General features: G+C 61.6%; 26 protein-coding genes. 10 read left to right on the plus strand and 16 right to left on the minus strand.

Features of this window, described 5'->3' with window-relative positions:
* Positions 1-8 precede the first annotated feature (8 nt).
* A complete protein-coding gene (gene smc, locus NAP1_RS07770) occupies positions 9-3,431 on the plus strand; it encodes a chromosome segregation protein SMC (protein WP_007164714.1) in 3,423 nt (1,140 codons plus the stop codon).
* Between the two features lie 22 nt (positions 3,432-3,453).
* On the opposite strand, the gene NAP1_RS07775 is transcribed toward smc, so the two are convergent.
* The 5 genes from NAP1_RS07775 to rpmF all read right to left on the minus strand — a co-directional run bounded on the left by NAP1_RS07775 (position 3,454) and on the right by rpmF (position 6,641).
* On the minus strand, positions 3,454-3,906 hold the full coding sequence (locus tag NAP1_RS07775) for a MerR family transcriptional regulator (protein ID WP_007164715.1): 453 nt from the start codon (positions 3,904-3,906) through the stop codon (positions 3,454-3,456).
* Positions 3,907-3,920: 14 nt separating this feature from the next.
* Positions 3,921-4,220: an integration host factor subunit alpha gene (locus tag NAP1_RS07780; RefSeq protein WP_007164716.1), complete on the minus strand. Its 300-nt coding sequence runs from the start codon at positions 4,218-4,220 to the stop codon at positions 3,921-3,923.
* Positions 4,221-4,357: 137 nt separating this feature from the next.
* On the minus strand, positions 4,358-5,335 hold the full coding sequence (locus NAP1_RS07785) for a beta-ketoacyl-ACP synthase III (RefSeq protein ID WP_007164717.1): 978 nt from the start codon (positions 5,333-5,335) through the stop codon (positions 4,358-4,360).
* On the minus strand, positions 5,332-6,432 hold the full coding sequence (gene plsX, locus NAP1_RS07790) for a phosphate acyltransferase PlsX (protein ID WP_007164718.1): 1,101 nt from the start codon (positions 6,430-6,432) through the stop codon (positions 5,332-5,334). The genes NAP1_RS07785 and plsX overlap by 4 nt, the downstream gene beginning before the upstream one ends.
* A gap of 26 nt (positions 6,433-6,458) precedes the next feature.
* Complete coding sequence (rpmF, locus tag NAP1_RS07795) at positions 6,459-6,641, minus strand: 50S ribosomal protein L32 (RefSeq protein ID WP_007164719.1); 183 nt, start codon at positions 6,639-6,641, stop codon at positions 6,459-6,461.
* 291 nt (positions 6,642-6,932) lie between these two features.
* Between rpmF and NAP1_RS07800 the strand changes: the two genes are divergently transcribed.
* Positions 6,933-7,328, plus strand: coding sequence for an MAPEG family protein (locus NAP1_RS07800; protein WP_007164720.1), 396 nt, complete (start codon positions 6,933-6,935; stop codon positions 7,326-7,328).
* On the opposite strand, the gene NAP1_RS07805 is transcribed toward NAP1_RS07800, so the two are convergent.
* The gene (locus NAP1_RS07805) at positions 7,291-8,277 is read right to left on the minus strand and encodes an acyl-CoA desaturase (protein WP_193353877.1); all 987 of its coding nucleotides are present in this window, start codon (positions 8,275-8,277) and stop codon (positions 7,291-7,293) included. The genes NAP1_RS07800 and NAP1_RS07805 overlap by 38 nt on opposite strands.
* 87 nt (positions 8,278-8,364) lie before the next feature.
* Here NAP1_RS07805 and NAP1_RS07810 point away from each other — a divergent pair, with 87 nt between their 5' ends.
* Positions 8,365-8,682 (plus strand): metalloregulator ArsR/SmtB family transcription factor, encoded by a 318-nt coding sequence (locus NAP1_RS07810; protein WP_007164722.1) that lies wholly within the window; start codon positions 8,365-8,367, stop codon positions 8,680-8,682.
* Here NAP1_RS07810 and NAP1_RS07815 read toward each other — a convergent pair.
* Complete coding sequence (locus tag NAP1_RS07815) at positions 8,667-9,332, minus strand: MBL fold metallo-hydrolase (protein WP_007164723.1); 666 nt, start codon at positions 9,330-9,332, stop codon at positions 8,667-8,669. The two genes, NAP1_RS07810 and NAP1_RS07815, sit on opposite strands and share 16 nt — an antisense overlap.
* Before the next feature lie 111 nt (positions 9,333-9,443).
* Here NAP1_RS07815 and NAP1_RS07820 point away from each other — a divergent pair, with 111 nt between their 5' ends.
* Positions 9,444-10,745 carry an NADH:flavin oxidoreductase/NADH oxidase family protein gene (locus tag NAP1_RS07820; protein WP_007164724.1) on the plus strand — a complete coding sequence of 434 codons (1,302 nt, stop codon included), beginning with the start codon at positions 9,444-9,446 and terminating at the stop codon, positions 10,743-10,745.
* On the opposite strand, the gene NAP1_RS07825 is transcribed toward NAP1_RS07820, so the two are convergent.
* A complete protein-coding gene (locus NAP1_RS07825) occupies positions 10,742-11,425 on the minus strand; it encodes a S24 family peptidase (RefSeq protein WP_007164725.1) in 684 nt (227 codons plus the stop codon). The two genes, NAP1_RS07820 and NAP1_RS07825, sit on opposite strands and share 4 nt — an antisense overlap.
* A gap of 133 nt (positions 11,426-11,558) precedes the next feature.
* Here NAP1_RS07825 and NAP1_RS07830 point away from each other — a divergent pair, with 133 nt between their 5' ends.
* Together NAP1_RS07830 and NAP1_RS16655 are read left to right on the plus strand one after the other, a co-directional pair.
* Entirely contained in the window at positions 11,559-11,789 is a 231-nt protein-coding gene (locus tag NAP1_RS07830; RefSeq protein WP_007164726.1) for a hypothetical protein, read from the plus strand.
* Complete coding sequence (locus NAP1_RS16655; RefSeq protein ID WP_007164727.1) at positions 11,779-12,213, plus strand: hypothetical protein; 435 nt, start codon at positions 11,779-11,781, stop codon at positions 12,211-12,213. Before NAP1_RS07830 ends, NAP1_RS16655 begins: the two co-directional genes overlap by 11 nt.
* 119 nt (positions 12,214-12,332) lie before the next feature.
* Here NAP1_RS16655 and NAP1_RS07840 read toward each other — a convergent pair whose 3' ends face one another.
* From NAP1_RS07840 to cysS, 4 genes are all read right to left on the minus strand, one after another.
* A complete protein-coding gene (locus NAP1_RS07840) occupies positions 12,333-13,709 on the minus strand; it encodes an aldehyde dehydrogenase family protein (protein WP_007164728.1) in 1,377 nt (458 codons plus the stop codon).
* A gap of 58 nt (positions 13,710-13,767) precedes the next feature.
* On the minus strand, positions 13,768-15,426 hold the full coding sequence (locus NAP1_RS07845; protein ID WP_007164729.1) for an acetolactate synthase large subunit: 1,659 nt from the start codon (positions 15,424-15,426) through the stop codon (positions 13,768-13,770).
* A 225-nt stretch (positions 15,427-15,651) separates the two neighbouring features.
* Positions 15,652-16,590, minus strand: a complete 939-nt coding sequence (locus NAP1_RS07850) for a D-2-hydroxyacid dehydrogenase (RefSeq protein WP_007164730.1) — start codon at positions 16,588-16,590, stop codon at positions 15,652-15,654.
* Positions 16,591-16,692: 102 nt separating this feature from the next.
* Positions 16,693-18,141, minus strand: a complete 1,449-nt coding sequence (gene cysS / locus NAP1_RS07855; RefSeq protein WP_040464836.1) for a cysteine--tRNA ligase — start codon at positions 18,139-18,141, stop codon at positions 16,693-16,695.
* 30 nt (positions 18,142-18,171) lie between these two features.
* Here cysS and NAP1_RS07860 point away from each other — a divergent pair, with 30 nt between their 5' ends.
* Positions 18,172-18,846, plus strand: coding sequence for a DUF998 domain-containing protein (locus NAP1_RS07860; RefSeq protein ID WP_007164732.1), 675 nt, complete (start codon positions 18,172-18,174; stop codon positions 18,844-18,846).
* A gap of 7 nt (positions 18,847-18,853) precedes the next feature.
* Here NAP1_RS07860 and NAP1_RS07865 read toward each other — a convergent pair whose 3' ends face one another.
* Positions 18,854-19,516, minus strand: coding sequence for a nitroreductase (locus NAP1_RS07865; protein ID WP_040464837.1), 663 nt, complete (start codon positions 19,514-19,516; stop codon positions 18,854-18,856).
* 103 nt (positions 19,517-19,619) lie between these two features.
* Between NAP1_RS07865 and NAP1_RS07870 the strand changes: the two genes are divergently transcribed.
* Positions 19,620-20,150 (plus strand): hypothetical protein, encoded by a 531-nt coding sequence (locus tag NAP1_RS07870; protein ID WP_007164734.1) that lies wholly within the window; start codon positions 19,620-19,622, stop codon positions 20,148-20,150.
* On the opposite strand, the gene cobT is transcribed toward NAP1_RS07870, so the two are convergent.
* Positions 20,151-21,989 carry a cobaltochelatase subunit CobT gene (gene cobT / locus NAP1_RS07875; RefSeq protein ID WP_007164735.1) on the minus strand — a complete coding sequence of 613 codons (1,839 nt, stop codon included), beginning with the start codon at positions 21,987-21,989 and terminating at the stop codon, positions 20,151-20,153.
* Between the two features lie 51 nt (positions 21,990-22,040).
* Positions 22,041-22,694: a fructose-6-phosphate aldolase gene (fsa, locus tag NAP1_RS07880; RefSeq protein ID WP_007164736.1), complete on the minus strand. Its 654-nt coding sequence runs from the start codon at positions 22,692-22,694 to the stop codon at positions 22,041-22,043.
* 71 nt (positions 22,695-22,765) lie between these two features.
* Here fsa and NAP1_RS07885 point away from each other — a divergent pair, with 71 nt between their 5' ends.
* Both NAP1_RS07885 and NAP1_RS07890 read left to right on the plus strand, forming a co-directional pair.
* On the plus strand, positions 22,766-23,425 hold the full coding sequence (locus tag NAP1_RS07885; RefSeq protein WP_007164737.1) for a DUF2490 domain-containing protein: 660 nt from the start codon (positions 22,766-22,768) through the stop codon (positions 23,423-23,425).
* 90 nt (positions 23,426-23,515) lie between these two features.
* Positions 23,516-24,562 (plus strand): serine hydrolase, encoded by a 1,047-nt coding sequence (locus tag NAP1_RS07890; RefSeq protein WP_007164738.1) that lies wholly within the window; start codon positions 23,516-23,518, stop codon positions 24,560-24,562.
* A gap of 2 nt (positions 24,563-24,564) precedes the next feature.
* Here the strand turns inward: NAP1_RS07890 and NAP1_RS07895 are convergent, their stop codons facing one another.
* Complete coding sequence (locus NAP1_RS07895; RefSeq protein ID WP_007164739.1) at positions 24,565-25,263, minus strand: DUF4197 family protein; 699 nt, start codon at positions 25,261-25,263, stop codon at positions 24,565-24,567.
* Positions 25,264-25,267: the final 4 nt, after the last annotated feature.

Raw genomic sequence — 25,267 nt, forward strand, 5'->3', positions numbered from 1 at the left:
ACACGCATATGCAGATCAGCCGGCTCAAACTCTCTGGTTTCAAGAGCTTTGTAGAGCCGGCCGAACTGCGCATCGAACCGGGCCTGACCGGGGTCGTCGGCCCCAATGGCTGCGGCAAGTCCAACTTGCTCGAAGCGATCCGCTGGGTCATGGGCGAAAACTCGCCCAAATCGATGCGCTCTGGCGGGATGGAAGACGTGATCTTCGCAGGCACGTCGACCCGCCCTGCCCGCGCTTTTGCCGAAGTCGTCCTGCATGCGAGCGACGAACATGACGAAGAAATAGTCGTTACCCGTCGCATCGAACGAGGCGCCGGTTCCGCGTATCGCGTGAACGGTCGCGATGTTCGTGCAAAAGACGTCGCACTTACCTTCGCAGACGCCGCGACAGGCGCGCACAGCCCGGCACTGGTCAGTCAGGGCAAGATCGCGCAGGTCATCGCCGCCAAACCTGCCGAGCGGCGCATGATGCTCGAAGAGGCCGCCGGGATCGCCGGGCTTCACGTGCGCCGCAAGGATGCCGAAAGCAAACTGCGCTCGACCGAGAAGAACCTCGAGCGGCTCGAAGACCTGATGGCGGGTCTCGATTCGCAGATGGCGTCCCTGAAGCGCCAAGCGAAACAGGCCGAACGCTACACCAAGCTCACCGAACAGATCAGTCATGCCGAAGCGCGGCTCGTCTTCGCCCGCTGGCGCGATGCGGCTGCGTCCGCAAAGGAGGCACGCGCGGCTGCCGAAGCGTCGGAAGCCAAGGTTGCCGATGCCAACCGCCTGACCGCGGAGGCGCAGAAGCAGCAGGCTGAAGCAGCGGCAAAACTTGCCGAAGCGCGCGACGAACTCGCCGACCGCCGCGACGATGCCAGCGCGCATGGGCACCGCATGGCGGCCTTGTCGGAAAAGCTGGAAGCAGCTGAAACGCGGCTTGCCGACCTTGAGCGTCAACGCGAACGGCTTGAAGAAGATCGGGTGGCAGCGGACCGTCTCACTAACGACGCTGCCGAAGCGCTGAAGAAGCTCGAGCGCGAACTCGAAGCCTCGCGCACCCGCGTTACCGAAGCCGAGGCAGAGCGTCCGGCACTCGCCGACAAGTCGGAGAAGACCGAGCGCGCCAGCCGAACCGCCGAACTCGACCTTGCCAAGGCCACCGCCGATCATGCGGGTGTCGAAGCCGAATGGCGCGTTGCCGAGGCCGCGATCGAACAGGCGCAGACGCGGCTTTCCCGGCTGGAACGCGAAGGCGAACGCATAGCCGCAGCGCGTGCAGAACTGTCAGGCGGAGAGGACCCGGAGGTCGCCGTAACCGAAGCGCGCGAAGCCGCTGACGACGCCGCTGCCGAAGTCACCCGCTTGCGCACCCGGCTTGAAGAAGAACAGGCGCGCAAGGGCGATCTTCAGACTGCGCGTGACGAAGCATCGGCCGCACTCTCCACGGCGCGTGCCGAACTCGCCGGGATCGAACGCGAATACACGGCCCTTGCCCGCGACCGCGATGCGCGTGCGAAACGCGAGGCCGGTCGCAAGAGCCTGCCCGCTGCGCTCGACAAGGTAGCGGTCGAAAAGGGCTACGAACGTGCCATCGCTGCCGTGCTGGGCCGCGATGCAAAATCGCCGATTGGCGCAGCTCCCGATGGATCTGACGGACGGTACTGGACCGGGAGCAACGCGCCGTCGCAAGTGCCCGACAGTTTGCTCGACCACGTGCGCGATTGCCCCGAGGAACTGCGCGCCCGCCTCGCGCTGGTGCATGTGGCCGACAGTGACGATGGCCGCGCCCTTGGTCCCGGCGAATGGCTGGTGACGACAGGAGGGCATCTGCGTCGCTGGGACGGCTTTATCGCCCGCGGCGAAGGTTCAGCTGAGGCTGCGCGGCTCGAAGCTGCGAACCGACTGGAAGAACTCGAATTACAGCTTCCTGATCTGCGCGGCGCGGCTGAACTCGCACAGGCGAATGAGACCACGGCTCGCGAGGAATTGTCGGCGTTGCAAACCGCTCTCGTCGCGCAGGAACGCGAGCTCGCAGGCGCTATCGAAACTGAGCGCGCGAGCCTGCGCCGTCTCGATTCTGCCGAAGCAGCAAAGGAACGCGTTGCCGCTCGGCTCGAGGAACTTGCCGCATCAGCGAGCGATCTCGACGAGCAACTGGACGGCGCTCGCGGCGAATTGACGGCCGCTCAAGACGCGCGCGCTGCCCTGCCGCCGCCTGATGCGGGCCGTGCTGCTCTCGATGCAGCACGCGCCCGGCACGAGGCCGCGAAAACCGCTGTACAAGCCGCGCTTGCCGAACTCGCCGCCCACGACCAGGGCCTCGCGGTCTCTCGCGAACGCCTCGCCGCACAGCAGGCTGACCAGTCGAGCTGGAAAGCGCGTTCGGGCGAAGCTGCCTCGCGTGTTGCCGAAGCCGGGCGCAGGCTTGAAGAAATCGAGGAAGAGCGCGCAGTCATCGCCGCCAAGCCCGCCGCCCTCATGCGCGAAATCGAGCAAGGCGATCAGGTTCGCGCGCGCCTGACCAAGGAACTTGAAGAAGCGCAATCGGTCATGGATGCGTGCCAGGACGCGTGCCGCACGATCGAGCGCGCACTTGCAGAAGCTCAGGAAGCGCTCGCCGTTGCACGCGAAGGTCGCGCCACTCTGGTCGCGCGCGCCGAGAACGAGGAAGCCCGCCGCAGCGAAATGGCGCGAGTGTCGGGCGAGCGGTTCCAGTGCCCTCCCCCTCTGCTGGCCGAACGGTTCGAATTCGACGAAGCGGACGTGAAGCCGGCGACGGTGGAATCGGAAGAGATGGACCGCCTCACCGCCAGCCGCGAGCGGATTGGCCCTGTAAACCTTGTCGCTGCCGAAGAACTCGCCCGGATCGAGGAAGAGCACGGCGCGAATGCCAGCGAGCAGGCCGAACTGACCGAAGCGGTCGCGCGCCTTCGCGCCTCCATCGGCAATCTCAACCGCGAAGGCCGCGAACGCCTGCGCGCGGCATTCGAAGAGGTGGACGGGCACTTCCGCGTTCTCTTCACCCGCCTGTTCCAGGGCGGCCAGGCGCATCTCGCGCTGGTCGATAGCGATGATCCACTGGAAGCGGGTCTCGAGATTTACGCCCAGCCGCCGGGCAAACGTTTGCAATCGCTCTCGCTGCTATCGGGCGGCGAACAAGCGCTGACCGCGACCGCGCTGATTTTCGCGCTGTTCCTGACCAACCCCGCGCCGATCTGCGTGCTCGACGAGGTCGATGCGCCGCTCGACGATGCCAATGTCGAACGCTTCTGCGATCTGCTCGACTCTATGGTTCGCACGACCAAGACGCGCTACCTGATCGTCACGCATAATGCGGTGACGATGAGCCGGATGCACCGGTTGTTTGGGGTCACCATGGCCGAAAAAGGCGTCTCGCGACTCGTCAGCGTTGATCTGGGCGAAGCGGCGTTGATGGCGGCCGAGTAAGCGCCGCAATCTCTTCGAGAAACTAGGCTTCGATCGCCTTTGCCAAGCGATTGCGCAGCGTCTTGAGCTGCGCAATTGTTTCCTCAACCGCTGGGGTCAGTACCTGTTCGGGCGAGACGCTCAGACTGACAGGTTCGCCCACTTCGTCCGCGTCAGCGCGCCTGTCGCCAATGCGACGATCTTCGCCCGTGCGGCGGTTGGCGCCAGAGCCCTTGGGACCACCGCCCGAACGAAGCACGGCTTCGGCGCCCTTGAGCGTGTAACCTTCCTCATTGATGAGCCGGTCAATCGCTTCGACCATTTCAATGTCGCTGGGCCGATAATAACGCCGCCCACCGCTGCGCTTCATCGGCTTGAGCAAAGCGAACTGCTGTTCCCAATAGCGAAGGACGTGGGGCTTGATACCGAGCGCTTCGCTGACCTCTCCGATGGTTCGGAGCGCCGACTTGTCCTTGCCGTCGTTGAAGTCGACCATGCCGCCAGACGCCCTTAGGCGCCTTTCGCGATCTGCTCCTTGAGCAGCTGGCTTGCACGGAAAGTAAGGACGCGGCGCGGAGTGATCGGTACTTCCACACCGGTTTTGGGATTGCGGCCAATGCGCTCATTCTTGTCGCGAAGGACGAAACTGCCGAACCCGGAAATTTTCACATTCTCGCCGTTAGCCAGAGCGTCTGACATCTTGGTCAGAATAGACTCAACCAAATCGAGCGATTCAGCCCGGCTGAGGCCCATCTTACGATTGATTGTCTCGGCCAAATCGGCCCGGGTCAAAGTGCCCACTGAACGCATGCTGTTCCCCTCCTTAAAGAGAACGCGACCCCTGTTAATGTGACAATCCTATTGAAAAACGGGGTATTGCGCAACTGCACTGCGCGAAGTCGGACGAGTTTTGCCCTGCGCGGTTAAGCCAATCGGCTCTGTCGTCACTACATGCGGACGAGACTTGCACCCCATGTGAAGCCGCCGCCCATGGCCTCGAACATCACCAGATCGCCAGCTTTGATCCGCCCGTCCTTGCGCGCAACATCGAAGGCTAACGGTACAGATGCAGCCGAGGTGTTGGCGTGCTTGTCGACTGTTACGACAACCTTTTCATCGGGAATTCCGAGCTTTCTGGCGGTCGCATCGAGGATGCGCTTGTTCGCCTGATGAGGGACGATCCAGTCGATATCGGACGCAGAAACGTCTGCGTCTTCAATCACTTCCTTCAGAACGCTGGAGAGATTGACAACCGCGTGGCGGAAGACTTCGGGGCCTTTCATGCGCAGATGTCCGACAGTCTGCGTACTTGACGGACCACCGTCGACATAAAGCAGATCATGCTGCGCGCCATCGGCGTGAAGCCGGCTTGCGAGAACGCCCGGACCACCGGCCTTTGCTGGGTTCGCTGCATCAGGCGCTTCAAGCACAACCGCGCCTGCGCCGTCTCCGAAAAGAACGCAGGTCGTTCGATCTTCCCAATCGAGAATTCTGCTGAAAGTTTCGGCGCCTATCACCAATGCACGGTTCGCAGAGCCGGTTGCGAGCAGCGAATCGGCTGTTGTGAGCGCGTAGAGAAAACCCGAACACACCGCGCCGACATCGAATGCGGGGCCGTTCTTGCAGCCGAGAGCATGCTGCACCTTTGTTGCGGTTGCAGGAAAGGTGTTGTCGGGAGTTGCGGTTGCGAGAACGATGAGGTCGATATCGCCAGCTTTCAGCCCCGCATCGGCAAGCGCGGCGCGTGCCGCGGCGGTTGCAAGCGTGGCCGTGGTCTCACCTGCGCCCGCAATGTGACGCTGGCGGATGCCGGTGCGCTCGATTATCCATTCGTCCGAGGTGTCGACCCGCTCTGCCAGCTCATTGTTGGTGACGATGCGCTGAGGTAGCGCAGAGCCCGATCCAACAATTCTCGAGCCTGTCACGCTGCGGCTCCGCTTTCCTCGGATGGTCCGGTCGATGCGCCATTCCCGCCCTTGCGAAGCGCGTCCTCGCCCAGTTCGGCAAGGTCGTGAGCGATGCGCTGTGTCAGCTTGTTCTCAAGCAGACGGGCCGCGACGGTAACCGCGTTCGCTACGCCCTTGGCGTTCGCGCTGCCGTGGCTTTTGACGACCACGCCGTTGAGGCCAAGGAAGACCGCGCCGTTGTGGTTGTTCGGATCAAGGTGATGGCGAAGAAGCTCGGTCGCAGGCCGCGACACGAGGAAGCCGATCTTTGAACGAAGCGACGAGGTAAAGGCCTGGCGCAAGAGGTCCGTCACGAAGCGCGCCGATCCCTCGATCGCTTTCAGAGCGATGTTGCCGGAAAACCCGTCGGTCACGACAACATGGGTTTCGCCGCGGTTGATCTTGTCGCTCTCGACGAAGCCATCGAACTGAAGGGCAAGGCTGGAATTGCCGTTGGCGGTTGCTGCGGTCAGCTGCGCGGCAGCATCGCGAAGGGCTTCGGTTCCCTTGATCTCTTCGGTGCCGATATTGAGCAGTCGCACGCTCGGGCTCTCAAACCCGTTGACGATGCGCGAATAGGCCGCGCCCATCACCGCAAACTGGACGAGGTTACGCGCGTCGGCTTCGGTGTTTGCGCCAAGGTCGAGCATCACGACGTCGTGCGGCTCGAGCGTCGGCAAGAGAGCGGCGAGTGCCGGACGGTCGATGCCGGGAAGCGTGCGCAGAGCGATCTTGCTCATCGCCATCAGCGCGCCGGTGTTGCCGGCGCTGACCGCAGCGCCTGCGCGGCCATCTTTCACCGCGTTCACGGCAAGGCCCATGCTGGTGGTCTTGGCACGGCGGATAGCGCGCGAGGGCAGTTCGTCGCCGCTGATCACGTCATCGCAATGGAGGATCTCGCTGGCGCCGGCCATGCCGGGATGCGTATCGAGCGCACGTTCAATGCGCTGCTGGTCACCGACCAGCAGGAACTTGAAGTCGTCATATTCACGCCGCGCAAGCGCAGCGCCTTCAACCATGACGCGCACGCCTTCATCGCCGCCCATCGCATCAACAGCGATACGCGGGAGAGTCATGCGCCTGGTCCTTCTTTAATGACGGCTTAGATGCCCTTAGGCACCATCACTTCGCGGCCGTTGTAGAAGCCGCATGCCGAGCACACGTGGTGCGGGCGCTTGAGTTCACCGCAGTTGGAGCATTCCTGGAATGCTTCGACCTTCAGCGAATCGTGTGCGCGACGATTGCCACGACGATGCGGGGATACTTTTCTCTTGGGGACTGCCATGGCTAAGCCACTTCCTCAATTAATGCGTTGTTTGCGCCAATAAGGCGCAGCGTGTTTCGTAAAATGCCCGAAGGGCGTGTCGGTGTTGCCCTTAGGGCGTATTCTCGTTGCCCTTAGGGCAAGGCCGCGATGCGCACAAGGCATATACCCTGAAGGCATATGTCCCAGGCGAAAGCGTCCGAGCCGGTCTGGCGGGAAGGCGCGCGATATAGCGCAAAACTCAAAGGTTGCAAGCCATCTGCGTGAGGGCCAAGCAGGGGACTTGATAATTATACGCGAGGGGATCGTTCAATGGCACTGCTTCCTGTGACGCTGGCCGCGGCTGCGGCGGCGGCAATTCTCAATGTCTGGCTGATGCTGCGGATCGGCGCGGTACGCAACGCCGAGAAAGTCTACGTCGGCGACGAAGACTGCGAGCCGCTGATCCGGCGCATGCGCGCGCAGGCAAACTTCGTCGAGAGTACGCCGTTTGTGCTCGCGCTGATTCTCGTGATCGAACTTTCCGGGACAGGCCAGGCTTGGCTGCAATATGTGGCTGCCCTCTACTTCATTGCCCGCATCGCGCACGCATTCGGCATGGATGGAGGCTCGTTCAAGATGGGGCGCCTGATCGGGACGATCGTGACTCTGCTGACGCTGCTCGGCCTTGCTATCGTGGCTGCGCTGATTGCGGCACGGGTGCTTTGACGGGCGGATCGACCTCTACCAGTTTGGCCGCTCTGCCAGCCATGTGTTCCGGCAGACAGATGTTCCAGGCCAGCCCCAGTTTCTCCAGCACCTGAATGAAGCGATAGCCCCAATCGCTTTGACCGGGTTTGAGGCCGATGCGCGCGCTGCCGGGATAGGCATGGTGGTTGTTGTGCCAGGCCTCTCCCATCGTCGGGACGCCCGCCCACGGCACGTCATGGGCTTGCACCCCTGCCCCGCGCACTTCCCAACTTTGCGGCCCGCGGCGATGCGCGAGGTGGCCGACAAACCAGTGACCGTGCACGGTCAGGGTGACGCGCACGAACACGCCCCAAACAACGAACGGCCAGCCGCCTAGCCAGTATAGCAGCGCCGCTATCGGCAATTGCTGGAGCATCCATGTGCGTTCGAGCCAGCGGATGAAGCGACTCTCTTCAAGCCTTGCGACGTTGTAGCGCGGAGGATTGTCGAGATTCAGGGTGCAGTGCAGCTGCCACCATGCGTCCTGCAGCATCGGCCTGCGGTGAGCGAGGTAGTCGTGGCAATCGTCCTGCCGCTGCGCCCAATCGCGCAGGTCGTGAGTCTTCACAATCCAGATCGGCCCGCTCATTCCCGCCACCGCACCGCACCAGATGAGGAAGCGCCGCAGGAAGGGCGTCGTCTCAAAACTGCCGTGTATCAGTAGTCTATGAAACCCGACCGAGTGGCCGAGCAGCACCATCGCTCCGGTCAGTCCCAGCCCCACTACAACCGCTGCGGGCGTGGTGAAGAACGGAATGAGGGCGAGCGATGCCAGCAACATCCCGCCATTCCATGCGCTGTGCACCGGATCCCATTGCACTTCGCCCTTGGAAGAGTCCGCGCCGGGAGTGTCGACGATCCAGTTCACCTCGCAGCGGTCGCGGCTTTGCGCGCCTTCGCCTGCCTGCTCACCCTCGGAACGAATCATCGGCAACTCCATAGGTAATTAATGTATCACTTAAATACCTATGCGCACTGGTAAGCGATTAAGCAAGCGCTTATATACCCAGCTATCATGCAGAAAGTTTTCGAAGCCCTAGCCTCGACCGTGCGCCGCAAGATCCTGGCGTACCTCTCGGAGTCCGAACTGACCGCCGGCCAGATTGCCGAGCGGTTCGACATCTCCAAGCCAGCCGTCTCGCAGCATCTCACCGTACTCCAGAACGCAGGTCTCGTGGAAAGCGAGAAGCGCGGGCAATACGTGCATTACCGACTGGTTCGCGAGAACCTCACCAATACGCTCAACGGATATGTGCAGGAGGTCTGCCCCGTTTCACGGCCTCTGAAGCGCGAAAGCCAGGCGATGGCAAAGGGCGATCAGGACAACGCGTAGTCCGAAACGAACGCATTGGTCTTGCGCTCGCGGCCAAAAGTGCTCGTCGGTCCGTGTCCGGGAATGAACATCACGTCTTCACCCAGCGGCCACAGGCGCTGCGTGATCGAATCGATCAGGTCTTGATGATTGCCACGCGGGAAATCGGTGCGTCCGATTGATCCCTGGAACAGCACGTCTCCCACGATCGCAAAGCGGCTCGGCGCGTGGAAGAACACCACATGGCCGGGCGTGTGGCCGGGGCAGTGAATCACGTCGAGCGTTAGCTCTCCCACCGTCACCGTGTCATTGTTCTCCAGCCAGCGGTCGGGCGTAAAGCTCTGCGCCGTCATGCCATAGCGCGCACCGTCGCTGTCGAGCTGCTCGATCCAGAACAGATCGTCCTTGTGCGGCCCTTCAATCGGCAGACCCAGTTCCTCAGCGAGCATGCCTGCCTGACCGCAATGGTCAAGGTGGCCGTGAGTGATGAGGATTTTCTCCATCTCGACCCCGGCCTTGGCGATGCCGTCTTTCAGTTTGTCGAGATCGCCGCCCGGATCGATCAGTGCAGCCTTGTTCGTTTTGGTGCACCAAATAAGCGAGCAGTTCTGCTGCAGCGGCGTCACCGGGATAATCGCGGCTTTCATCGGGGGAATGGGCGTATCGGTCATGCGCGGTGAAATGGCGGGTCGCTCTACCAATTGCAAGTTGTGGACGAGCAAGGTGCGCGATCGCCACCGCCGCGCTATCGGTAGCAAGTTGAAACCGGGAGAGCGACAAACATGGCCTTGGACACCACTCTAAACCTTCCCTGCGGCGCAACCATTCCCAACCGCCTCGCAAAGGCTGCCATGACCGAAGGGCTTGCGGACACCGATGGCCTGCCAACGCCGGAGCTTGAGCGACTCTATCGCATCTGGTCCGAAGGTGGTGCGGGGATGCTCTTATCGGGCAATATCCAGATCGACGCCCACCACCTCGAACGCCCCGGCAACGTAATCATCGACCGCGAATTGAGCGAAGACGAGCTGACGGCATTCCGCAAATGGACTGCTGCCGGCACTTTCAATGGCAATCACTTCTGGGCGCAGATCAGCCATGCTGGGCGGCAGACGATGGCCATCGTCAATCCGCATCCGAAGGCGCCATCAGCGGTCAAGCTCGACCTGCCCGGTGGACAGTTCGGCGAACCTGTCGCGCTTGAGGCTGACGAGATCGAGGCCGTGATCGAAGGCTTCGTCCGCGCGGCCAAGACTTGCAAGGAAGTTGGCTTCACCGGGATACAGGTCCATGCGGCGCACGGATACCTGATCTCGCAATTCCTCAGCCCCAAGACCAACCAGCGCAGCGACGAATGGGGCGGCAGCCTCGAAAACCGCGCGCGGCTTTTGACCGAGGTCGTGCGCCGCTCACGCGAGGCAGTGGGTCCGGCGTTTCCGATCGCAGTGAAACTCAACAGCGCGGATTTCCAGAAAGGGGGCTTTGCCTTCGAGGACAGCCTCAGGGTCGTAAAGTGGCTTGAAGAACTTGGCGTCGACCTGATCGAGATTTCAGGTGGCACATACGAACAGCCCAAGCTGCTGGGGATCGAGGGGACCGAACCCGCCGACAACCCGCAAGTCGCAGCATCCACGCTCAAGCGCGAAGCCTATTTCGTCGACTTCGCCAAGGCGATGAAGGATGCCGTATCGGTTCCACTGATGGTCACCGGCGGCTTTCGCACCCGCGCGGCGATGGAGCAGGCGCTGGATGAAGGCGCAGCCGACCTTATCGGGCTTGGCCGTCCGTTGTGTGCCCAACCCGATGGCCCCAACCACCTGCTGGCTGGCGAGGAGGACCTGCCGCGCTTCGAAGATGAGCTTTCGCTGCTGCCCGGTCCGCTTTCATTCCTCACCCGGATCAAGCTCGTGCGGACCATGGCCGGATTTGCGACGCAATTCTGGTTTTACGAGCAGATTTATTCGCTGGGTCGCAAGGGCGCTCCTGAAGAGGGCCTCTCGGTCTTCGGCGCATGGCGCCGGGTCGAGGACGAGCACGCCACCTGGATTGCAAAGCGCAAGAGCGAGCGCGGCGGCGTGCTCTAGATCCGGCCGCTCTTCCAGACCACACGGCCGATGATTTCAAGTTCGTCGGCGGCCACTTCGACAGGCGGGTAAGCCAGGTTCTGACTGAGCAAGGCGAACCGCCCTGCCCCCGCACGGGCAACGCGCTTGACCATCAGCGTTTCGCCAAGCCGCACGACGTGCACACCGTCACGAAACGCGCGCTCAGTGCGGTCGATGAGGATCTCATCACCATCATTGAGCAAAGGCTCCATCGAATCCCCCTCGACCGTGATTGCCGACAGCTTCGCATTACTCAGTCCCTGCTCGGCCAGCCAACGGCGCGAGAAACGGAATGTATCGAACGCAGCCTCCTCCGTTGGCAAGGCGCCTGGTCCCGCTGATGCGCCGATAGCAAGGCGTTGAACCACCACCCATTGAGTCGAATCGGCACTGCCAGATCCAGTCGTGTAGGATATTTCCTGCGCCACGCTCTCAGTTCCACCAAGCTCGATTTCCGAGATCCCGAAGAATTGTGCCAGCACTTTCCGGTCTCCCTCTTCGAGCTTTCTCGGGGAGCCTTTCTTAATGAATTGCTGGAGATAACTCGCATTTCTGCCGATCAGCACCGATAGGCTCGCGAGGCTGGCGCCGCGCTCCTGCGCCAGATCAAGCAGGCGCTGTCGAGGTGCGTCGAGTGAGGTGTCGGAGGCGTTTGTCATAAATTCTTCCTACACAAAGGATTTTTCCTAGACAAGTAGGATTTGAGGTGGAACGTTTAGTGAACATTGAGCGATTCGCGGTGCAGGCGTCCCAGCTTCTTCAAGTCCGGAATGACCAGGAAAGGGATCAAAAATGCTGCTTCGGAAAGTCGAGCAATTCCTCAAGGCTCACGAAATGCCTGCAACCAAGTTCGGTCGGCTCGCCGCGGGTGATCCGCGCTTCGTCCTCGACTTGCGGATGGGCCGCATCCCGCGTCCGCGAACCGAAGCGCGAACGCTCAACTGGATGGCCGAGTTTGCCGCAGCGTCAGCGGCTTCACACACCGATACTCTCGAAACCAAGGACCTTGCCCATGCTGTATGATTCCTCCCTGCTTGCCGCGCCGCTTGCCCGCGTCAGCGCGGCGCTTGAAACCAAGTCCGCCGCCACATCTGAAGTCCCTGCTCGGCCCGCAGGTCGCCGCTATCGCCCGCGTCGCACGACAGCTGACCGGGTGCGCGAGGCGCTCTTGATGCTGGCTGATGGCCGCGCGGATCTGCTCACCCATGAGGAGAAGGCGTGGAGTTCGATCACCTTTGCTGGCACGCGGCACGAAGTGATGCTCGATTTCAACGGTGCGGATGCTGTCGCAGTTGGCGAAGAGTTCATCGCCAACCTGCCCGAGCACGAATTCACCATCCCCGGCCAGCTCGTTGCGGATGCTACCATCAGAGAGGTCGACCACCGCTTCGGCGAAGACGAGCGCATGGTGGTAACAGCGGTGTTGCTGCTCTTGGAAGAAAGCTGAGCAAGAAATGTCGGAACGGGCCGTATGGCCCGCAAGGGTGACCGCCCGCCCGCAGCGTGTGCGTAGCGAAGCGGAGCACGTCCAGCGAGGAGGCAGGCCCGGATGGGCCTGCCCAAACCTCACGCCTTAATCACGATCATCTTCTCGATGGTCATTTCGTGCATCGTATAGGGAATGCCGCCAACGCCGTGGCCCGAATGCTTGAGCCCTGCGAACGGCATCCAGTCGACGCGGAATGCTGAGTGGTCGTTCACCATCACCGCGGCTGCGTCGATGTTGCGATAGGTGTGCATCGTGTTCGCAAGGTCGTTCGAGAAGATCGCCGCCTGGAACGCAACGTCGAGCGAGTTGGCTTGCGCGATCGCCTCGTCCACGTCGGTGTAGGTGTAGATGCAGACCACCGGCCCGAACACTTCCTGCGTGGAAACCTTGGCATCCTTGGGCGGGTCGAGCAGCACGGTTGGCGCGTATGTCGTGTCGCTGAGCCGCTCACCGCCGCACAGGACCTTGGCCCCGCCGTCGCGTGCTTCGCTTACCCATTCTTCGACCCGGTCGACCTCCTTGGGCCGGATCAGCGGGCCGCATTCGACGTCTTCCTGGATCGCGTTGCCGACCTTCAGAGCCTTGGCAGCATCGGCCATCTTCGATGAAAGCTTATCGACAATATCGGCATGCGCGAAGACACGTTGAACTGAGACGCAGACCTGGCCTGAATGGTAGAAGCCGCCCTTGATGAGCGAACCTACCGCCGCGTCGATATCCGCGCTTGGATCGACGATTACCGGCGCTACCCCACCATGCTCGAGCGCGCAGCGCGTGCCCGGTGAGAGCTTGGAGCGAAGCCCCCAGCCCACGCCTGCCGAACCGATGAAGGTGAAGAAGGCGACGCGGTTATCGGTGACCATCTTCTCCGACGCATCGCGCGAAGGAAGGACAGCGCGCGCCCAGTCTTCGGGCAGGCCAGCTTCGTGCAGGATCGAGACGAACTCGAAGCACGATAGCGGCGTGTCACTGGCCGGTTTGACAATCACCGGGCAGCCGGTCGCAACCGCAGGACAGACCTGGTGCACGATCAGATTGAGCGGGTGATTGAACGCCGACACAGCCACGACCGGACCAATCGGCTCGCGCGAAGTCCAGGCGAGGCGACCGTCGCCCGAGGAGCTCAACCCCATCGGAATCTCGGTTCCGCGCACATTGCCCAGATCCTCGATACACAGCTCGACGCCCTTGATCGCGCGGTCCGCCTCGACGCGCGCATCGATCAGCGGCTTGCCGCCTTCGTCCGCAATCTGCATCGCGAGGTGATCGCGGCGATCCTTCATGATCTCGACGACCTTTTCGAGGATCGCGGCGCGCTCATGCGTTTTGAGCCAGCCATCGCGGTTCTTGTGCAGGGCCTCGGCCTTGGCGAGATACCCGTCGATGGTCTCCCAATCGTGCGTCGGAACCTCTCCGATCTTCTGGCGGTCGAACGGATTGACGACTTCGTGCATGGTCTTCCCCTGAAAGCGAGGTTGTGAGTTGATCGAATGAAGCGCGCGAACGCTAAGCTTAAAGCTCGGCGCTCAGCTTCTTGATGTCGATGTTCAGGATCTGGTCGTTTTCCGAATAATCGACCGGGCAGTCGATCAGGTGGAGACCCGGCGTCTCGTTGCAATGCTTCAGCAGCTCGGCCAGATGCGCTGAGGATTCCACCCGGTGACCTTTCGCGCCGTAGCTTTCCGCGTACTGCACGAAGTCCGGGTTGCCATAGGTCAGACCGAAATCGTCAAAGCCCATATTCGCCTGCTTCCAGCGGATCATGCCGTATGCATCGTCGCGCAGGATCAGGACCGTCAGGTTAAGGCCGAGGCGGACCGCGGTTTCCATCTCCTGGCTGTTCATCATAAAACCGCCATCGCCGCAGATCGCCATAACCTTGCGATCGGGGTACAGCATCGCGCTCATCATCGCTGACGGCAGGCCTGCACCCATCGTCGCAAGCGCATTGTCGAGCAGCACGGTGTTGGGAAGGTAAGCGGTGTATCCGCGCGCGAACCAGATCTTGTAGACCCCGTTGTCGAGGCAGATGATCCCATCGCGCGGCATCGCATCGCGGACCTGCTGAACAAGGTGCGGCGGGAAGATCGGGAAGCGATCGTCGGCTGCAAGCTTGCCGGTGTGTTCAAGCTCAGCCTTGTGGTAGCCGAGCATCTGTTCGAAATCCCAGTCGCGATTGGGCGAGATGTCTTCCTTGATCTGCCAGACCGCGTTGGCGATGTCGCCGATGACCTCGATCTGCGGGAAGTAGACCGGGTCGACCTCCGCCGTCTTGGTCGAGACGTGGATCACAGTGACGCCGTTGTCCTTCATGAAGAAAGGCGGCTTTTCGATCACGTCGTGGCCGACATTGATAATGCAATCGGAGGCTTCGACCGCGCGGTGAACGAAATCGCCAGCCGAAAGCGCCGCACAACCGAGGAATTTCGGGTGGCGTTCGTCGATCACGCCCTTGCCCATCTGAGTGGTCAGGAATGGGATGCCGGTCTTCTCGACAAACTGTTCGAGCATCCGTCCACACAGTTTGCGGTTGGCGCCCGCTCCGATGACGAGGACCGGGTTCTTTGCATTTTCTATCGCTTTCACCGCAGCGCGAACCGCTTTGGGTTCAGCTGAGGGACGACGCGCCACGCTCTTGGGAAGCGGCTTGAAGTCGGTCGCCTGCTCCTCGGCAATATCTTCGGGAAGCTCGATCAGCGTCGCGCCCGGCTTTTCCTCTTCGGCGAGGCGATAGGCTTCGCGCACGCGGCTGGGGATGTTGTCGCCGGCTGCGATCTGGATCGAATACTTTGTGACCGGCTCCATCAGCGAGACGATGTCGACAATCTGGAAGCGGCCCTGCTTGGATTTCTTGATCGGTTTCTGGCCAGTAATCATCAGCACCGGCATCCCGCCAAGCTGCGCATAGGCCGCGCTGGTTACGAAGTTGGTCGCGCCCGGGCCAAGCGTTGCCACGCACACGCCGGTCTTGCCGGTATGGCGGCCATAGGTCGCGGCCATGAAGCCTGCGCCCTGTTCGTGGCGCGTGAGGATCAGCTTGATCTTTTTTGAGCGGCCAAGGGAGTCGAGAAAGTCGAGGTTTTCCTCACCCGGCACACCGAAGATATACTCGCAGCCCTCGGCCTCGAGACAGTCGATAAAGACGTCAGACGCTTTTTTGGTATCGCTCATTTTCGTATTCCCCCCAATACTTCGCAAAAAGCCGTCGCTTGCCTTTCGCCGTGACCGTAAAATGCTCACGCAAGGACGCCTCTACGTGGAGGCTGCACCCAATGTCCTTGCGGTACGTGTCGTGTGTGTCGCAGCCGTGATGGCCGGACGTCAGAGCCATGTATTGCAGGATTCCGCCAGAATCCAAGGGCGAAGCGGAAATTCCCGGAAAATTAGCGGCCTAGATCAGTAGCCCAGATGCGGATCGAAGATCGGCGCGACGGGCTTTCCGTCCAAATATTTTTGCAGGTTCTCAAGAAAGCGCGTGGCAGAGCGGATGAACATCTTGTCCTGCGCACGGCCTGACAGGTGCATCGAGATGTGCGCATTATCGAGCGTCCAAAGCTCGTGATCTTCGGGAAGCGGTTCGGGCGTCGTCACATCGAGAAATGCCCCGCCGATAGCCTTGCTGCGAAGCGCCTCGACAAGCGCCGGCTGATCGACCACTTCGCCGCGCGCGATGTTGACGAGCACTGCATCCGATTTCATCGCTGCAAGCTCGTCCGCGCCAATCATGTTCTCGGTCTCGGGGGTGGAAGGCACGGCAAGGATCACCCAGTCGAAGTCGCCCAGTTTCCCGCGCCATTCGTCAGGCGTCAGCACGCCCTCTCCGCCTGATCGGCGCACCACGCTCACATCCACATCGAAGGCTTTGAGCCTTGGCTTGATGAGTTTCCCGATTGCACCGTAGCCAAGCAGCAGGGCCTTCGAACCGGCGAGCTCGCGCTTTCCCGGAGAATCGAGCAGCCACTCGCGGCGTTCTTGCGCGCGGATAACGTCGCGGTAGCCCTTGGCGATGTTGAGCATGCCCATCACGACGTATTCGGCAATGGTGATCGCGTTGATGCCGACGCCGTTGGTGACGGTGATATTGCGCTCGATCAGCACATCCATCGGCAGGAAATCAAGGCCCGCATAGATCGAGTTCAGCCATTTGAGATCAGTCGCGGCGTGCAGCGCCTTCGCCATCGCCTCCTTGTCGTTCATGTCGAACCAGCCGATCTCTGCACCCTTCACCGCGTCGATCGCGTCCTCGGCAGTCATGAACCAACGCACATCGAGCCCATTGGGCAGCTGCGGTTCGAGAAGCGGACGGATGAGGCCGGAGATTGCGAGTGTGGTCATTGAAATCCTTTCGTCACCCCGGACTTGAACCGGGATCCAGCTTCTTTTCGCCCAATCGTAGAAGGCGGCCGGACCCCGGATCAAGTCTGGGGCGACGGGAAGTCAGGAGAGTTTCCAGTCCCAACCCAGCGGGTCGCCGTCCATCACTTCCACGCCCTTAGCCGCGAGTTCATCGCGAATTGCGTCGGAGGTTGCGAAGTCCTTCTCGGCGCGCGCAGCCTTGCGGCGGGCGAGCGCGTCTTCGATCTCTTCCTCGGCGATTTCAGCTGAGGCGGGGCGAATGCGCAAGTCTGCTCTGGAAAGGCTGAAAAGGTCGAGGCCGAGCACCGCATCCATATGTTCAACCACAGCGCGCTTGATGCCTGCATCGACCTTCTTGGTCGCAAGCGCGTCTTCCAGCGCAGTCAGAGCAATCGCGGTATTAAGATCGTCCGACATCGCCTCTTCGAACTTGGCAAGCGGAGCAGCGAACTTGGGGTGTTCCGCAACCGGCTGCGACGGCGCATCGGCAAGCCGCTCAACCGCCATGATCATCCGCTTCAATCGCGTCAGCGCCGCTTCCAGCCCCTCCCAGCTGAACTCGAGCTCGCTGCGATAATGCGCTTGCAGGCACATCATCCGATAGGCGTGCGGGTGGAAGCCCTTGTCGACCAGCAGTTGCAGCCGCAGGAACTCGCCCGACGACTTCGACATTTTGCCAGAACGCTCGACCAGGAAGTTGTTGTGCATCCAGATGCGCGCGCCCGAATTGGTCGCATCGGAAAGCCCGCCCGAGCAGCAATAAGCCTGGTTCTGCGCGATCTCGTTGGGGTGATGGATTTCGCGGTGGTCGATACCGCCGGTGTGAATGTCGAAGGGAAAGCCGAGCAGCGCCTCGCCCATGACCGAGCATTCAAGGTGCCATCCCGGAGCGCCTTTGCCCCATGGGCTGTCCCATTCCATCTGCCGCGTCTCGCCCTCCGGCGTCTTGCGCCAGATCGCGAAGTCGGCCGCGTTGCGCTTGCCCTCCAGCCGCTCTATCCGCCCTTCACCCTCTTCGGTGACGGCGCGGGCCAGCTTGCCGTAATCCGCGACCGTCGAGACGTCGAAATAGAGCCCGCTCTCAAGCTCATAGCAGTGCTTGTCCGCCACGCGCTTGCCCCACGCGATCATTTCTTCGACATATTGGGTCGCGCGCGGGTGCTGTTTCTTCTGAACGTTCAGCCGCGCCAGATCGCGCTCGAAGTCTTCCTGATAGAAGCGAGCGATGTCCCAAGCGCTCTTGCCCTGGCTCGCCGCCATCTTTTCCATCTTGTCCTCACCCTCATCAGCGTCGGACGTAAGGTGGCCTACATCGGTGATGTTGATGACGTGAGTGAGCTTCAGCCCTTTGAGTTGAAGCGTGCGGCCAAGCGTATCGGCGAACACGTATGCGCGCATGTTGCCGATATGCTGGTAATTATAGACCGTCGGCCCGCAGGTGTAGACGCGCGCCTCGCCCTCGTGAATTGGAACGAACTCCTCGATCTGCCTGTTGAGAGAGTTGAACAGTCTAAGCGGTGTCTGGGCCATGCCAGCGCCCATGCGACAAACCGCCACCCAGTGCAACAGGAGCCAACGATCAGCACAGATTCCGGAACCGATACGATCTCGCGCGTGCTGGGAGGCATCGCGATTGGCGGATGCCTGATCTCGGTCATCATGGACTTCATAGGCACAGGAATGTCCGAGCAGGTCGGCATCATGCGCGACACGATCAGCGACCTTGCTGCATCCAAAGACGAGGGCACGCCTGCAGACGAGCTTGCCGACCTTGGCATTTACGCGTTCGTCGCGTCGGTGCTGGCAACGACCGCCGGATTGCTGCGATGGCGGATCGATCGGTTGGACTGGAAGATCGGGTCATGGCTGCTGGTGATCGTGGCGGTCTGCGTTGTGCTGATCGCTGGATACGAGGCTTACACGACCGGCGAAGGGCCGGTGATCCATTACCGGCTGGTCTATGTGCTGGGCCTAGCCTTCCCGCTGACCGTCCTGCTGACCGCCGGGCAATTCTGGGAAATCAACAAGTGGCTTGGCCGATCGCTCTATCTCGGCGGAGTGGCATGGGCTGTACTGGGTCCGCTCTTTTTCTTCGTACCGACCGACTATGACGGCGCTTACGAGCGGATGCTGGCGGGCGGAATGCTCGCATGGTTCATCACCATGGGGGTGATGATCTGGGACGACCCCGACGTTGTCCGGCAGGTGTCAGAGGACCAGCGCGGGCACGATTGACCCGCGCTCAGTCGAAGCCGAGGAACTTCACCGTATCGTCGAGCGGCTCACGCTCACGCTCGAAATTGTTCACCGGAGCGTCCGGGTCGCGATAGCCGATCGCCATGCCGCAAAAGAGCATGTAGCGATCATGGTCGATCCCGATATGCTCACGGATGACGTTGGCATAAAGCGCCATGTATTCCTGGTAGCAGCTGTCGAGCCCTTCCTCGCGCAAGAGCAAACCGACCGTGGCGAGCCACATGCCGGTGTCAGACCACTGCGCCTCTTTCATGAAGCGCGGGAAATAGGTGAACATGACGACCGGCGCATCGAAGCTGGTCGTGTTGCGCGCCATTGCGGCCATTCGGCCCTGCCCGTCATCACGCGCTATGCCCATGGCGCCGAACATGCCAGCGGACACGCCGTGGAGACGCTTGGTGTAAGCTTCCTCCTGCCCTGGAGCAGTCCAGTCATACTCGGCCTGCTGCGGAGGAGTGGTCTTCATCTTCTCCTGAAGCTCGGCCAGCGGCTTACCCGTCAGGATCGTCGCTTCCCAAGGCTGGTAATTGCACCCCGAAGCAGCCCAGCGCGCCTTGTCCATGACACGGCGGATGGTTTCGAGATCGACCGGCTTATCGAGAAACTGGCGTACAGAGCGGCGGGTTGTGACGGCTTCGGTAACGTTCATGGCAGCAAGACCTAACAGAGCGGTTTCGAAAAGCAACCGACCACTGTATTGCCTCAATAATACACATATGCTAGGCACTGCGCCGTCGTCGAGGGGAAGAACGATGAGCGATCTCAGCCTGCTTTTGCAAATTCATATCGTCGCAGCGATGGCTGCCATTGTTTTGGGAGCGATCGTCTTTTCGCTGCCGAAAGGTGGCGCGCCTCACCGCCGATTTGCGTCTGCTTATGTTGTGGCGATGCTGGTCACGACTGGCGTTGTCGCCTTCGTGCCTGCGACTGTGCTTGAATTCGGAAATAGCGGCTGGGGCTTCTTCCATCTGTTTATCATAGTCGGTGGCGTCAGTTCGGCGGTTGGCGCGTTTGCGCTTTGGCGGTGGCGCGTAACCGGCGATCCTGAGTGGCTTCGCAAACACCAGGTGCGCTTCGCCTTCAGCTATGCAGGGCTTCTGATGGCGGGGCTGAGCCAGATGCTTACCAACCCGCGTTTCGGTATCGTCGAAGTGATGCCGATCGCGACATTCTGGATGGTCTTTGCATTGTCGAACTTCGCCATTCTCGCCATCGCAATGGTGATCGTGCAGCGCTATCTGATGAAGGGCGATCCACGGCGTCGATTTGCATTGAAGCCCTGATCAGCGCCGCTTCGGCCCCTTCTCATCTTCGAACAGCTCCGCAAGCTGCTCCATGATCGTGCCGCCCAGTTGCTCGACATCCATGATGGTTACCGCACGGCGGTAGTACCGGGTCACATCGTGACCGATGCCGATAGCGACCAGCTGCACGGGTGAGACGTTCTCGATCCAGTCGATCACGCCGCGCAGGTGTGCTTCGAGATAGCCTGCCGAGTTCACGCTCAATGTGCTGTCATCAACCGGCGCGCCGTCGGAAATCACCATCAGGATGCGGCGCTCTTCGGGGCGGTAGATCAGGCGGGAATGTGCCCAGAGGAGCGCTTCTCCGTCGATGTTTTCCTTGAGCAGCCCTTCGCGCATCATCAGGCCGAGATTGCGGCGCGCGCGGCGCCATGGCTCATCGGCCTGCTTGTAGATTATGTGACGCAAATCGTTGAGGCGGCCCGGACCCTGCGGTTTGCCATCCGCCAGCCATGCTTCGCGGCTTTGCCCACCCTTCCAGGCGCGCGTCGTGAAGCCGAGGATCTCGGTCTTTACCCCGCAGCGCTCCAGCGTACGCGCGAGAATGTCGGCGCTGATCGCGGCGATGGAGATCGGTCGCCCGCGCATCGAACCAGAATTGTCGATCAGCAGCGTGACGATCGTGTCCTTGAAGTCGATGTCGCGCTCGACCTTGTAGGACAGCGCCGTGCCCGGAGAAACAACGACGCGCGAAAGGCGCGCTGCATCCAGAACGCCCTCTTCCTGGTCGAAGTCCCAGCTGCGGTTCTGCTGCGCCATCAGGCGGCGCTGCAACCGGTTGGCGAGGCGCGTGACCACGCCCTGAAGCCCTGTCAGTTGGCTGTCGAGATAGGCGCGCAGCCGGTCGAGCTCTTCGGCATCACACAGTTCGGGCGCTTCGATCTCCTCGTCGAAACGGTCTGTGAAGGCCTTGTAGTCGAGGCCATCTGGGATGTCGGCTTGCGGGCGGTTCGGGCGCACAGGCGCGTTGGAGGCATCGCCCTCTTCTCCCGGCTCACCCTCCTGCGTCTCGTCATCGGCGGACATCTCGCTGTCGGCTTCGCCATCGGCGTCGCCTTCGGCCATTTCGCCGGCCATCTCGGCGCTTTGCGGGTCGGCGTCGCCTTCATTCTGTTCGTCGCCGGTCTGGTCGTCGTCCTCGCCCTCGTCCTCTTCGCTGTCGTCGTTCTCGGTCTCTTCGGGCGTTTCGGTCGGGCGCGTGAGGTCGAGATCGCGGAGCAGGTCGAGCGTGAGCTTCTGAAAGGCTTCCTGATCGCTCAGTTGTTCGGCAAGCGAGGCGAAATCGTCGCCCACGGCGTCTTCGATGAATTCGCGGACCAGCCCCACGCCTGCCTGAGCGCGGTCAGGAATGGCTTCGCCGGTAAGCTGTTCGCGCAGCATCAGCGAGAGCGCGGTTTGGAGCGGCACCTCGGAAGCGTTTTGCGCGCGGGCAATCGGGTCACCCGCAGTGCGCATTTCTGTGGCCGAATCGAGGTTCGATTTAATCCCGCCAAACCGGTTTGCACCCAGCGCCTCGTAACGGACCTGCTCGATCGCATCGTAGCAGGCGCGCGCCACCGGCTCGGGCGGCGCGGCCATCGCGTGAAGCCCCGCATCGTGGTGGCGCAATTTGAGCGCAAAACTGTCTGCAAAGCCGCGCGCCTCGGTCACCTGATCGGCCGGCAGATCGCGTCCGGGCAGAGGCACCCGGAAACGATTGCCCGACGCGCCGGGCACGTCTGCACTCCACGCAACCTCAACCTCGGCATCACGCGCAATCGCGCGCGCTGCTCCGGTCAAGGCGTGTTTGAAGCGGTCGAGGGGGGATTCTTCGGACATTCTCTTGGTTCAGATAGGGATACGGCTTGCAGCGATCAATTGATGCCCAAATCAGATGATGCTTTGCCCGGTCGCTTCCCAATCCTTGAGGAAGCCCTCGATCCCCTTGTCGGTCAGCACATGCTTGAACAGCGCGTGGATTACCTTTGGCGGCGCAGTCATGACGTCGGCGCCGATCTTCGCGCTTTCGAGCACGTGATTGGTGTGACGCACCGATGCGACAAGGATTTCAGTGTCGAAAAGGTAGTTATCGTAGATCAGGCGGATGTCACGGATAAGGTCCATCCCGTCAAAGCCGTTGTCATCGTGACGGCCAACGAAAGGCGAAATGAAGGTCGCCCCAGCCTTGGCCGCGAGGAGCGCCTGATTGGCCGAGAAGCACAATGTCACGTTCACCATCGTCCCGTCTTCGGTGAGCGCCTTGCAGGTCTTCAGCCCGTCGACCGTCAGCGGAACCTTGATGCAGACATTGTCCGCGATTTTGCGCAGCACTTCAGCCTCTTTCATCATCGTATCATGGTCGAGGGCGACGACTTCGGCGCTGACCGGGCCATCAACGATGCTGCAGATTTCCTTGGTTACTTCCATGAAGTCGCGGCCCGACTTGTGGATGAGCGAGGGGTTCGTGGTCACCCCGTCGAGCAGGCCAGTTGCGGCGAGTTCCTTGATCGGATCGATCTCGGCGGTGTCGACGAAGAATTTCATGCGGTTGTTCTCCTCAGCCTATCGGGTGTGACGGGTGGCAATCAGAGGCTTGCGCCTATACCCTTATCGCCATGATGAGGGGGCTAAGCCGATTTGCCAGCGTGATTGCCTGTGCGTGGGCGGCTTGGCAACCGTCTCTTGCCTCTGCTGCCGAAGAAGATGTGCAATTGTGGGTTTACGCGGTCGCGCGCGGGGACTTTGACGAGGACACGTCATGGGCGCTCGACGGATCGGCGCGTTGGCGCGAACAAGGGCGAGGCGACGAGCAACAGACGCTCAGGCTCAATATCGACCAGCAGGTTGATGATGGCGTGCGGATCGGCGGCGGCTTTGGAGTGTTCGAGACCGAGGGCGGCATTACCGAGCTTCGCCCGCACCAGCAGGTGACGCTATCCAAAGGGCGCTTTTCGGCTCGCACGCGGGTCGAGCAGCGCTTCTTCGACGGTGCTGACCGGATGGAGCTGCGTCTACGGCAGATGGTGCGCTACACTCTGCCTCTTGGCCAAGGATGGCGCGCGAGCATCGACGGCGAGTTCCTTCATCTCGCCCAGCGGCGCAATCGCCTGAGCACTGCTCCGCGCGATCAGTGGCGGGCCCGCACCATCGTGACGCGGGAGGTGAGCGAAAGTCTGTCACTCGGCGCCGGCTACATGCTGATCTATAATCCGCGAGGGGCCCGCACCGACCGGATCAACCACGTGCCGCAACTTTACCTGACGAAACGCTTTTGAGGATCGGCGAAGGCGCCTTGATCGCACGGTTGAATGGATTAGGTATGCAGCGGGACTGATTACAACTGTAGTCAAAAAGGGATATCCGCAATGCTAGTCACCCCGCGCCCCTTCGCCATCTGCTTCGCCGCGATGGTTGCGCTTTCCACACCCACGCTTGGGCACGCGCAAGAAACGGAGGCTTCAGGCGTCGAGCTTACGAGGGCCGACCTCGATGCACAGCTCGATGCGATCATGACGCAAGGCGGCTATTCCGGCGTTGTCTACGTTCAAATGGATGGAGAGCCCGTGGTCGAAAAAGCCTATGGCGTCGCCAACCCGGCAAGCGGACGAGCCAATGAAGTCGATACGATCTTCGGCATAGGCTCGCGGCCGATCGACTTCACCAAGGCGGCGATTTTCCTCCTCGCAGACGAAGGCAAGCTGTCGCTCGATGACAGGCTCGACAAGTATTATCCCGACGCGCCAGCCGACCGCGCGGGAATGACGATCCGGCATATGCTGACAGGCCAGTCGGGCCTCCCCGATTTTCCCGCCCAGCCCGGCGACGCGGATGCGGACCTGACCTGGATTGATCGCGCCGAGTTCGAACGGCGCACGATGCAGACACCGCTGCTGTTTGCTCCGGGCGAAAGCGAGGCGCATTCGCATTGGGCCTTTGGGCTTGCCTCGGCGATTGTCGAACGGGTGAGCGGAGAGCCTTACGCGCAATTTCTTCGCTCGCGCTTCTTCGAACCGGCCGGGATGACGCGCACCGGCGATTATGGCGAGCGCGGCGAGCACCAACTCGAGGATTTCGCAGTGGGCGGCGGCAAGCAGGTGGGCCTTCCCAACATCCCGCCAAACTGGGGTCCGACAAGCTGGCTCGTGCTCGGCAGCGGCGGGATGTATTCAAATCTCTCCGACCTTCGAAACTTTTACGCCTATGTCACCGACGGCGGCGTTCTCAGTGCGGAACACGCCGCGCATTTTCGGCAGATCAACGCGAGCGTCGACGGGTCCGAGCGCGGCTTCGAGCTCTTCAGCTTCAACGACGAAGGACGGCGAAACGAAACTTTCGTCTTCCTCAACGGTGGCGGGCAGCAGGCGGTAGAGGCCCTCGCAGGTCCTCTTATCGCCCTGTTGCGAGGCCAGTAGGATCAGATCCGCGCCGCAGCTCCAAAAACGCCGATTAGTACGGGATCGCGGGTGGTTTCGGGATTGGCACGGATTGCGGCTTCCTCGCGGCCAATCTCGCTCCAGATGGCGCTGTCGATCGTGTCGGCCATGCGGCCCGCAATCCCGCCAATGTCGGTGCCCGTGGCAGCGTTGAGCAGCTCGGCCACCAGCGGATCGTTGGCAATGCGGATCGCGTCGCCAAGCTCGGGGACCATTTCGTCGATGAGCCGCCCACCCAGCTCTCCGCGAAGCGCTTGCGTGGCAGCCTGCGGTCCTCCGCGAACAAGCTCGATCGCGGCTGCTGGACCAATAATGTCGACCGCATCGCGCACGATCGGTGCGGCGACGTAGGAACCCTCGATCGCGATGTCGGCGAAAACGCCTTCGAGCCGGTCCTTGAACAGGGTCGAAGTAAGGATACGAGTAAGCGCATCGCCGCGCGTCCCCAGAAGGCTGCCCAGCCCAATGCGCGCAACTTGTTCGTCCCAATAGCCATCTGGCGCAGTGAGCCGCGCAAAGGCGTTTTCACTGGCGCGCAAGAGCAGGCGGCGGATCACCTCTGTCATGCTGATGCCGCCCGGGTAAGAAGCGCAGGCGGGGAGCGCGAGCAGGGCTGCACCGGCGAGACCGGTTCCGAGGAAGCGCCGCCGGTTGAGCGTGTTGGGGTCAATTGCGTTCATATCT

Source organism: Erythrobacter sp. NAP1 (assembly GCF_000152865.1).
In the GTDB taxonomy this organism is placed as follows: Bacteria; Pseudomonadota; Alphaproteobacteria; order Sphingomonadales; family Sphingomonadaceae; genus Erythrobacter.